Origin of the sequence: Glutamicibacter soli, from assembly GCF_003309065.1 — a bacterium.
GTDB lineage: Bacteria > Actinomycetota > Actinomycetes > Actinomycetales > Micrococcaceae > Glutamicibacter > Glutamicibacter soli.
The window spans coordinates 554910-563821 of sequence record NZ_POAF01000003.1 but is presented as its reverse complement, the minus strand read 5'-3'; the positions used below and the strand labels follow the sequence as shown (position 1 = coordinate 563821).

The window sequence follows — 8912 nt, the reverse complement described above, 5'->3', positions numbered from 1 at the left end:
GCAGCATGCCTGCCACGGTGCCCGCCAGCAACGCGGCAAGCACGATGCCGATGCCCAGGTAATGCCCGGGCCGGCGCCGGATCAGCCCGGCATCGCCGACCAGTTTCTTGACGTGGAAAAAGCTTTGAGGATCACCGGGTTTCACGGTGGGAGCTGGAGATACCAGCAGAGAACTACGAGGCAAATAATGTCCTTGTTTGAAAGTGCTCGCTATGTCGTGGAGGTGTGCTACCAGACCGAGCCTGTAGTTCAAAAGTCTACTCGGCTTTACAGTGCCTTCAACGACAGCTCCAAAGTTTTCATTCTTCCTCGGGAAAGTGCTTGGTAGAAGTGGTTAGTTGCTAACCGAATCACTATCCACGGCAGGTGCTTACGCTCGTTTCTCTTTTGATGTCAGAGCATGTCCGGCCACCTGGTTCTTCGGAATCTATTCAGCGTTGAGTGCGAGGGATGCTGCAATGCGCGTGAGGGCTTCCTCATTGCTAACTTGGAGCAACTCAGCGATCATTCCGACCATTGCTTCTCCGAGTCGTGCAAGGATAGCCACGGCTTGTGCATTACCGCCTTTGAGCTCGGAAGCGATGATCAGGAATGCTTCTCGGTCTTGGCGAACGAGAGAGGTGAGTAAGGCGATGCCTAATGCTGCTTCAGGGCTGTTGCCCATGCGATATTCCTGTCAGTGAAGATGAAACCGGATGATTCTTCAGTACTTGCGGCGTAACGTCAGCGGCTACTTGAGCCTAACAGGGTATTGAGGATTGCAAATCCTCGTGTTTTCCCCGCGGCGGACCTGTGTGGTGCCTCCGTGGTGCAGTCGAATATTTGCTTTTGGGTCTAAAGTTCCAGAAGTGAGTGAATCAAAGAAGCCGCCCCCTACTAAAGACCCCTCAGGTCGCAAGTTCAATTACCGCGGAGCCACCTACGATGTGTTGCGGTTCAACCCAAACAGGAACGCTAAAACGGTCTACTACTCACCCTCCAAGCAAGTTTCAGCAACTCTGCCGATATTGGGAGCCAATGTATGTTTGGAAGCAAGAGCGACCAAACGTGCCCAGGGATTGGTTTATGTCCTTACGACAGACGACAAGGATGAGTTCTTTGGCATCTGGTGCTTCGCCGAGGACGTCATCTACCATGAATGAATCCACGCCAGCACTGCATCACTCCTGTAAGAGATCGAGACAGAGGTAGGGCATCGCTGCATTCTGAAGTTTGCAATGGAGCTGCCAGTCGTCTTGAGGCCGCCATTCGGGTCTCTCGGACCGGCTTGAGAAGAACCATGACACGAATGGCGGACCTGATCGTTCCATCAATCATTCGAGCCTTGTTTTCGCCGGTGCAAATGAACAGCTCATGAAGCCGCGGCCATGACGTGACTTCTTGCGCTCCGCTATTCAACGAAGGCCAGCTGGCAGAACTCGGCCTTGGTCCTGATATCCAAGTTCGTGACTAGCTCGGATAGCTAGTCCCGTGCCTTGGGAAGTTCGTAGTATGCATTCGAAGGGTCCTCGATCTGCACTGCTCATTGGTAGCTGAGATGGAGCGGCACTTCAAGACCGGGAGACCTGTGCTGGTTCGGTCAGGCGATGATACAGCCAACGTCGACGCCTTTTCGCTCTACTGGGCGGCCCGAGAAGACAGTGATGGGCGCAATCCCCGCGGAATGTAGGAATTGATATCCAGCAAACTTCTAGCTGCACACATAATTGGCCATATCTACCGTTCAATTCGCGGATCGCTCCGATTGGAGGGATTGCCCGGTGGGGTTAGGTTGGACTTGGAAACCCGCACATCGTGACAATTGCGCGTTGATTTCTTTTATCTGTTAGTGCTGACGTGAAGAGATCCCCGCTGCATCAGCAGCGGGGATCTCCATGTCATCACTCGCACTTTCATGAGGTACTTACGAGTCTAGGACGGGATTCTGTGCGGCAACTAGGCTGGGACTCCCTGTTTGCTAGGCGCGCGTCCCGGCGTCGGCCGGCTGGCGGGTGATGGGCCAGCCGGTGATCTGCTTGGGACGCGGCGGGGCGTAGGTGCGTACCTTGGAGGTGCTCAGCCCCATGCGGACAAGTGATTCGGCGATGGTGACCGCGGCGCGGACTCCGTCGACGATCGGCACGCCCGTGGCCGCAGCGACCTGCTCCTCCAGCTCGGCCATGCCGCCGCAGCCCAGGCAGATGACCTCGGCCTTGTCCTGCTCCACGGCGGCGCGGGATTGCTCGACGATGGCTTCCACCGCGCGCTGCGGGTCGGATTCCAGCTCCAGCACCCCCAGCCCGCTGGCGCGCACCGAGGCCAGCCGGTCGGTGAGCCCGGCCAGCTTCAGCCGGTCCTCGATCAGCGGCACCGCGCGGTCCAGGGTGGTGACCACAGAGTACTTGTGGCCCAGGAATTGGGCGGTGGACGCGGCGGCCTCGGTGATGTCCACCACCGGAACGTCCAGCAGCTCCTGCAGGCCCTCGCGCCCGTGCTCGCCGTAGCCGGCCTGGATGACCGCGTCGAAGGGCTCGGTGTAGTTCGCGACCTTGTCCATGACGGCCAGCGCGGCCAGGTAGCTTTCGAAGTTGCCCTCGCAGCTGTCGGCGCCAAAGTCAGGGGTCAGCTCCACGATTTCGGTGCCGGGGGAGGCGACCTGGCGGGCGGAGTCGCCGATGGCGTGGGTCATGGATGCGGTGGTGTTCACGTTCAGTACAAGAATGCGCATGGTCGGCTCCTAGTGCTTCGGGGTGACGGCGATGGCTTCGCCGTCCAGGTCGACGAGGTTCTGGTGGCGCTTGGCCAAGGCCAGGTAGGTCAGCGCGCCGGCGCCCGATCCCAGGAACCAGGCGAAGGCGCCGAGAACGTGCAGGGCCGGGACGAACGCGAGCAGCAACGCGATCACGGAGCTGATGGCCAGGGCGGCAATCGCGCGGAAGTTGAAGCCGCGGGTGAAGTAGTAGGTGCCGTCCGGCTCGGAGCGGTACAGGTCCATGACGTTGATGCGCGCACGGCGCACCAGCCAGTAGTCCGCCATGATGATGCCGAACAGTGGGCCGAGCAGCGCGCCCAGGCCGCCCAGGAAGTAGTTGATGATCTCGGGCGAGTTGTACAGGTTCCACGGCAGGATGGCCAGGCCGATCGCGCCGGAGATCAGCGCCGCCTTCCGGAAGTCCAGGTGCTTGGGGAACAGGTTGGTCAGCGCGTAGGTCGGGGCGACGAAGTTCGCCATCAGATTCACCGCGATGGTCAGCACCAGCAGCGCGCCGGAGGCCAGCAGCAGCAGGAAGGTGTTCGGGATCGCCTCGACCACGTCGGACGGCGAGCTGATGATGTCCCCGTTGATGGAGAACTGCGTGCCGGTCAGAACCACGACGATGGCGCCGAAGAACAGCATGTTCAGCGGGATGCCGAAGAAGTTGCCGCGCACGATTGCCTTCTTGGAGACCGCGCCGCGGGTGAAGTCGCAGAAGTTCAGCACGAAGGTGCCGTAGATGGAGACCCACAGGGCGGCGGCGCCGAACATGCCGACCCACATGTCCAGCCCGGACTTGGGGGTGCTGGTGTGCATGGAGACGTTGAATCCGGATTCGAAGAGCATCCAGATCGCCAGCGCCAGGAAGGTGACAAGGATGATCGGGCCGGCGAATGCCTCGTACTTGCGGATCATCTCCATGCCGTAGCTGACGATGACCAGCTGGATGCCCCACAGGGCCACGAAGCAGATCCAGCCCAGCGTGTTCAGGCCGAGGAAGCTGGTCTCGGTCAGGCCTGCGGCGCCGGGCGCCAGGGCGATGACCATGACGGACAGCACCTGGGAGGCCAGAAAGGTCTGGATGCCGAACCAGGCGATGGCAACAGCCCCGCGCAGCAGCGCAGGGATCTGGGCGCCGTTGATGCCGAAGGCGATGCGGCTCATGACCGGGAACGGGACGCCGGTCTTCTCGCCCATGAACCCCGAGAGGGTCAGCAGCGCGAAGAGCAGGACCGCGCCGATGCCCAGCGCGCCCAGGATCTGCCAGCCGCTCATGCCCAGGGCGAAGAGCCCGATGGCGAAGGCGTAGTTGCCCAGCGAGTGAACGTCGTTGGCCCACAGGGTGAAGATGCTGTAGGCGCTCCAGGTGCGTCCGGACCGGGTGGTCGGGGCGAGATCCTGGTTGTAGAGCGAGGGGCTGAGCTCATAGGGGTTGGCGGGATCGATTCCCGACCGGTTGTGCCCGGTTTCTGCCGCAAGGGCAGGCGAAGCTTGAGGCGTATTCTGCGCCATGATGGACATCCTTTAACAGGGGCCGCGGCCGGAAGGCGGGAAGTGCCTGGATGATGGCGGGGCGGCGGGATCTACTGGTAGGCGTGCGCGGCGGGTCTGAACGCGTGGGTTCGACGGCGGCGGGAGGGGCGCTACGGGTAGATCGGCATGCCGAAGTTCGAATAGAACTCTGCCGGCGTGCCGGAGAACGGCAGGACCGGAAGCGAAGTTTCGCCGACCGGGTTCATGCTGTGCTCCGTGCTGAAGTGATTCTGCATGGCTGCTCCTGAGTATTGAATCTGACTCCGAGATATGTGCCAATCGTGCTTGGTGAATTAACTGTATGTGATGGGTCACATTACCGCAATAAAAAATACAGATTCCGCAATGCGAGATAACTGGACGCGGGTGAAATATTTCGTTTCGCACTAGTGGGGCGCGGGGGCGCGGCGCCCTGATGCAAGAAATTCATCAGGTCGGGCTGAGGGGTGCCATCGGCCCCCTCGTGCTGCGGGCCAAATTTGGAAAAATCTCGGAGAAATTTGTTCGCCTCGTGGAAAAAAATCAGTTTTTTCGCGCGTCGGCCCGGGCGGTTCGGAGGTGCACGGAGACTTATTTAGCGCCGGCTGCCCGCGATGTTTCGCGGGGTTCCGGGTAGCGCTTGACAGTGACGCGGATCTCGCCCTACAGTTTTCATAAAGCAAAACCCAAATTCCATAAAGCGGAATCTTGGGGCACGGTCTCGAAGGGAAAAACCAGTGTCGTACACTCTGAACTGCTCGATCCTGCTCACCGAACTCCCAGTCCTGGAGCGCGCCGACGCAGCCAAGGCTGCCGGCTTCGACAGCGTCGAGTTCTGGTGGCCCTTCGCAGAGGCCGTGCCGACCGATAAGCAGGTCGACGAATTCGTTGCTTCCATCAAGAACGCCGGCGTGCAGCTGGACGGACTGAACTTCTTCGCCGGCGACATGCCTGCCGGCGACCGCGGCCTGGTCTCCTGGAAGGGACGTTGCGGCGAGTTCAAGGACAATGTGGAAGTGGTCGCCGCCATCGGCGAAGCCACCGGCTGCACCTCCTTCAACGCCCTGTACGGCAACCGCCTGGACGGCTTCACCGCGGCGGAGCAGGACGAGCTGGCAGTGAAGAACCTGCTCGCCGCCACCTCGGGAGTCGCCAAGATCGGCGGCACCGTGCTGATCGAGCCGGTCTCCGGCACCGAGGCCTACCCGCTGAAGACCGCCGCGGACGCACTCGCTGTGGTGGACGCGGTCAAGGTGGCAGGCAGCCAGAACATCGCCCTGCTGGCCGACTTCTACCACCTGGCGGTTAACGGCGACGACGTGGCAGCCGTCATCGAGGCGCACGCCAAGGACTTCGGCCACATCCAGATCGCCGACGCCCCGGGCCGCGGAGCTCCGGGCACCGGCAATCTGCCTCTGCTGGACTGGATCAGCCGCTCCCGCGAGCTGGGCTACGCGGGCAAGGTCTCCCTGGAATACAAGCAGGACGCCGCCACCGCCTTCGACTGGCTGAAGACCGCTTCCGCCAGCGCCTAAGCACCCATCGCACCACCGCAAATTTTTTGGAGTAGAAACATGTCGCAGAACGTAGCATTCATCGGCCTGGGAATCATGGGCCTGCCAATGGCGAAGAACCTGGTCAACGCCGGCTTCACCGTCACCGGCTTCAACCGCAGCCAGGGGGCCATCGACGCCCTGGTCGCCGCCGGCGGCAAGGGCGCCGGATCCGTCGCCGAGGCCGTGGAGGACGCTGACGTGGTGATCACCATGGTGCCGGACTCCCCGGACGTGGAAGCCGTTGTCTCCGGCAAGGACGGCGTCTTCGCCAACGCGAAGGCCGGCGCACTGTGGATCGACACCTCCTCGATCCGCCCTGACGTCTCGGCCAGCCTGGCCGCAGACGCCCGCGCCGCGGGTCTGCGTCCGCTGGATGCCCCGGTCTCCGGTGGCGAAGCCGGCGCGATCGGCGGCGTGCTGTCCATCATGGTCGGCGGCGAGCAGGCTGACTTCGATGCCGCCGCGGCGGTGCTGGACGCGGTGGGCAAGACCATCGTGCTGGTCGGCCCGTCGGGCTCCGGCCAGACCGTGAAGGCCGCCAACCAGCTGATCGTCGCCGCTAACATCCAGGCGCTGAGCGAGGCAGTGGTCTTCCTCGAGGCCTACGGCGTGGACGCCGACGCGGCCATCAAGGTCCTCGGCGGCGGCCTGGCCGGCTCGGCCGTGCTCGACCAGAAGGCCCAGAAGATCCTGGACCGCGAATTCGCCCCGGGTTTCCGCCTGGCCCTGCACAACAAGGACATGGGCATCGTCACCTCCGCCGCCCGCGAGGCCGGCGTGGTGCTTCCGCTCGGCGCACTCGTCGCCCAGCTGGTGACCTCCACCGTGGCCAGCGGCGACGGTGCGCTGGACCACTCGGGCCTCTTCCGCGGCGTACAGCGCCTGTCGGGCAAGGTCGAGGAAACCGTCGGCGCCTAGCCGACCGAAAAACTTCCTGCGGCGGACTCGCCGGGCACCTTCAATCCCTCGGATATCCGGCCGCGCGCCGATCCCACAGATGCTGCTGACTTGCTGCCGGTGATGACACGGCACCGCACGAGAAAACATCAGCGGCGCGCACTGAGCTCTGTTCCAGTTCAGTGCCGGATTCCGATGCTCAAGGGCGCGAAGTCATGGTGACTCATGCGCCCGGGTGTCCGCCGCAGGACACTACCTCTCCCTCTCTCCAAGACCCGCCGCCGGCGTTCCCGCTCAGTTCCGCCGGCACCGGGCACCCGAAAATTCTTAGGACGTGAAACCCATGGCAAAAATGCGCGCTGTAGACGCCATTGTGCTGATTCTGGAAAAGGAAGGCGCTACCGAGGCCTTCGGCCTGCCAGGCGCCGCCATCAACCCGCTGTACTCGGCGATGAAGCAGCATGGCGGCATCCGCCACACTCTGCACCGCCACGTCGAGGGCGCCAGCCACGCGGCTGACGGCTACTCGCGGGCCACCGGCAAGATCGGTTTGTGCCTGGGCACCTCCGGCCCTGCCGGCACCGACATGATCACCGGCCTGTACGCCGCGATCGCCGACTCCATCCCGATGCTGTGCATCACCGGACAGGCGCCGACCAGCGTGCTGCACAAGGAAGACTTCCAGGCAGTGGATATCGAGTCCATTGCCAAGCCGGTCACCAAGTACGCCTCCACCATCCTGGAGCCCGGACTGGTCCCGGGGACCTTCGCCAAGGCCTTCCAGGTCATGCGCTCCTCGCGTCCCGGCCCGGTGCTGCTGGATTTGCCGATCAACGTGCAGCTGGCGGAGATCGACTTCGACATCGACGCCTACGAGCCGCTGCCGGTTGAGAAGCCCAAGGCCACGCGCGGCCAGGCGGAGAAGATCGTCGACCTGCTGACCAGCGGCACCAAGCCGATCATCATCGCCGGCGGCGGCGTGATCAACGCCAACGCCTCCGAGAAGCTGGTCGAGCTGGCTGAAGAGCTGAACATCCCGGTGTCCCCGACGCTGATGGGCTGGGGCGCGATTCCGGACGACCACCGCCTGCAGTCGGGCATGGTCGGCATCCAGACCCACACCAAGTACGGCAACGCCACCTTCCTGGAATCCGACGTGGTCCTGGGCCTGGGCAACCGCTGGGCCAACCGCCACACCGGCGCGCTGGACACCTACCGCGCGGGACGCAAGTTCATCCACGTGGACATCGAGTCCACCCAGATCGGACGCGTGTTCTCCCCGGACCTGGGCATCACCTCGGACGCCGGCGCGGCGATCGACGCGATCCTGGAGGTCGTGCGCGAGCGCAAGGCCGCCGGATTGATCCCGGACTACTCGCAGTGGGCCGATGCGGCCACCGCGCGCAAGGGCACCGGCCACCGCAAGACCAACTTCGAGAACATCCCGATCAAGCCGCAGCGCGTGTACCAGGAGATGAACGCGGCCTTCGGCCAGGACACCACCTACGTGTCCACCATCGGCCTGAGCCAGATCGCCGGCGCGCAGATGCTGCACGTCTACGGTCCGCGCAAGTGGATCAACGCCGGACAGGCCGGCCCGCTGGGCTGGACCGGACCGGCCGCCCTGGGCGTCGTGCGCGGCAAGCCTGGCGAGCGCGTGGTCGCCCTTTCCGGAGACTACGACTTCCAGTTCATGATCGAGGAGCTGGCCGTGGGCGCGCAGTTCAAGCTGCCGTACGTGCACGTGGTCGTGAACAACTCCTACCTGGGCCTGATCCGCCAGTCGCAGCGACCGTTCGAGATGGACTACCACGTCTCGCTGGGCTTCGACAACATCAATTCCCCCGAGACCAACGGCTACGGCGTGGACCACGTCAAGGTCGCCGAGGGCCTGGGCTGCAAGGCAGTGCGCGTTCAGGACCCTGCCAAGCTGGCCGAGGGCTTCGCCCAGGCCAAGGCCCTGGCCGACGAGCACCAGGTGCCGGTGGTGGTGGAAGTGATCCTGGAAAAGGTCACCAACATCGCGATGGGCGCGCAGCTGGATGCCGTCAATGAATTCGAGGACCTGGCATTGGAGCCTGGCGATGCGCCAACCGCGTTGGTGCCGCTGGGCGGCAGTGTCACCGTGGATGCCTGAAGGCCAGTCGTCACTGCCTAGTCACCACGAAGTTTGGCGCGGGACACCGGTTCACTAAAAGGGTGTGTCCCGCGCC

8 protein-coding genes and 1 pseudogene are annotated in these 8912 nt (G+C 63.3%); 4 read left to right on the top strand and 5 right to left on the bottom strand.

What is annotated here, in order from left to right:
• Together C1H84_RS17985 and C1H84_RS17980 are read right to left on the bottom strand one after the other, a co-directional pair.
• A pseudogene (locus tag C1H84_RS17985) lies at positions 1-184 on the bottom strand (acyl-CoA desaturase); the annotation flags it as partial.
• A gap of 243 nt (positions 185-427) precedes the next feature.
• Positions 428-664 carry a hypothetical protein gene (locus C1H84_RS17980; RefSeq protein ID WP_146955994.1) on the bottom strand — a complete coding sequence of 79 codons (237 nt, stop codon included), beginning with the start codon at positions 662-664 and terminating at the stop codon, positions 428-430.
• Positions 665-848: 184 nt separating this feature from the next.
• Between C1H84_RS17980 and C1H84_RS17975 the strand changes: the two genes are divergently transcribed.
• Positions 849-1142, top strand: coding sequence for a hypothetical protein (locus C1H84_RS17975; protein ID WP_146955992.1), 294 nt, complete (start codon positions 849-851; stop codon positions 1140-1142).
• A gap of 815 nt (positions 1143-1957) precedes the next feature.
• Here C1H84_RS17975 and C1H84_RS09130 read toward each other — a convergent pair.
• The 3 genes from C1H84_RS09130 to C1H84_RS18630 form a co-directional block, all read right to left on the bottom strand.
• The gene (locus tag C1H84_RS09130) at positions 1958-2707 is read right to left on the bottom strand and encodes an aspartate/glutamate racemase family protein (RefSeq protein WP_047120352.1); all 750 of its coding nucleotides are present in this window, start codon (positions 2705-2707) and stop codon (positions 1958-1960) included.
• 9 nt (positions 2708-2716) lie between these two features.
• Positions 2717-4246 carry an NCS1 family nucleobase:cation symporter-1 gene (locus C1H84_RS09125; protein WP_113607219.1) on the bottom strand — a complete coding sequence of 510 codons (1530 nt, stop codon included), beginning with the start codon at positions 4244-4246 and terminating at the stop codon, positions 2717-2719.
• A gap of 131 nt (positions 4247-4377) precedes the next feature.
• The gene (locus C1H84_RS18630; RefSeq protein WP_272926293.1) at positions 4378-4503 is read right to left on the bottom strand and encodes a hypothetical protein; all 126 of its coding nucleotides are present in this window, start codon (positions 4501-4503) and stop codon (positions 4378-4380) included.
• Positions 4504-4983: 480 nt separating this feature from the next.
• Between C1H84_RS18630 and C1H84_RS09120 the strand changes: the two genes are divergently transcribed.
• The 3 genes from C1H84_RS09120 to gcl all read left to right on the top strand — a co-directional run bounded on the left by C1H84_RS09120 (position 4984) and on the right by gcl (position 8836).
• Positions 4984-5781, top strand: a complete 798-nt coding sequence (locus tag C1H84_RS09120) for a hydroxypyruvate isomerase family protein (RefSeq protein WP_113607218.1) — start codon at positions 4984-4986, stop codon at positions 5779-5781.
• Positions 5782-5820: 39 nt separating this feature from the next.
• The gene (locus tag C1H84_RS09115) at positions 5821-6720 is read left to right on the top strand and encodes a 2-hydroxy-3-oxopropionate reductase (protein ID WP_113607217.1); all 900 of its coding nucleotides are present in this window, start codon (positions 5821-5823) and stop codon (positions 6718-6720) included.
• 322 nt (positions 6721-7042) lie between these two features.
• Positions 7043-8836 (top strand): glyoxylate carboligase, encoded by a 1794-nt coding sequence (gene gcl / locus C1H84_RS09110; RefSeq protein ID WP_113607216.1) that lies wholly within the window; start codon positions 7043-7045, stop codon positions 8834-8836.
• The last annotated feature ends 76 nt before the right edge of the window (positions 8837-8912 follow it).

Coding starts and splice junctions, on each gene's coding strand:
- gcl (WP_113607216.1), top strand. CDS start 7,043: ATGGCAAAAATGCGCGCTGTAGACGCCATTGTGCTGATTCTGGAAAAG.
- C1H84_RS09130 (WP_047120352.1), bottom strand. CDS start 2,707: ATGCGCATTCTTGTACTGAACGTGAACACCACCGCATCCATGACCCAC.
- C1H84_RS09115 (WP_113607217.1), top strand. CDS start 5,821: ATGTCGCAGAACGTAGCATTCATCGGCCTGGGAATCATGGGCCTGCCA.
- C1H84_RS09125 (WP_113607219.1), bottom strand. CDS start 4,246: ATGGCGCAGAATACGCCTCAAGCTTCGCCTGCCCTTGCGGCAGAAACC.
- C1H84_RS17980 (WP_146955994.1), bottom strand. CDS start 664: ATGGGCAACAGCCCTGAAGCAGCATTAGGCATCGCCTTACTCACCTCT.
- C1H84_RS18630 (WP_272926293.1), bottom strand. CDS start 4,503: ATGCAGAATCACTTCAGCACGGAGCACAGCATGAACCCGGTCGGCGAA.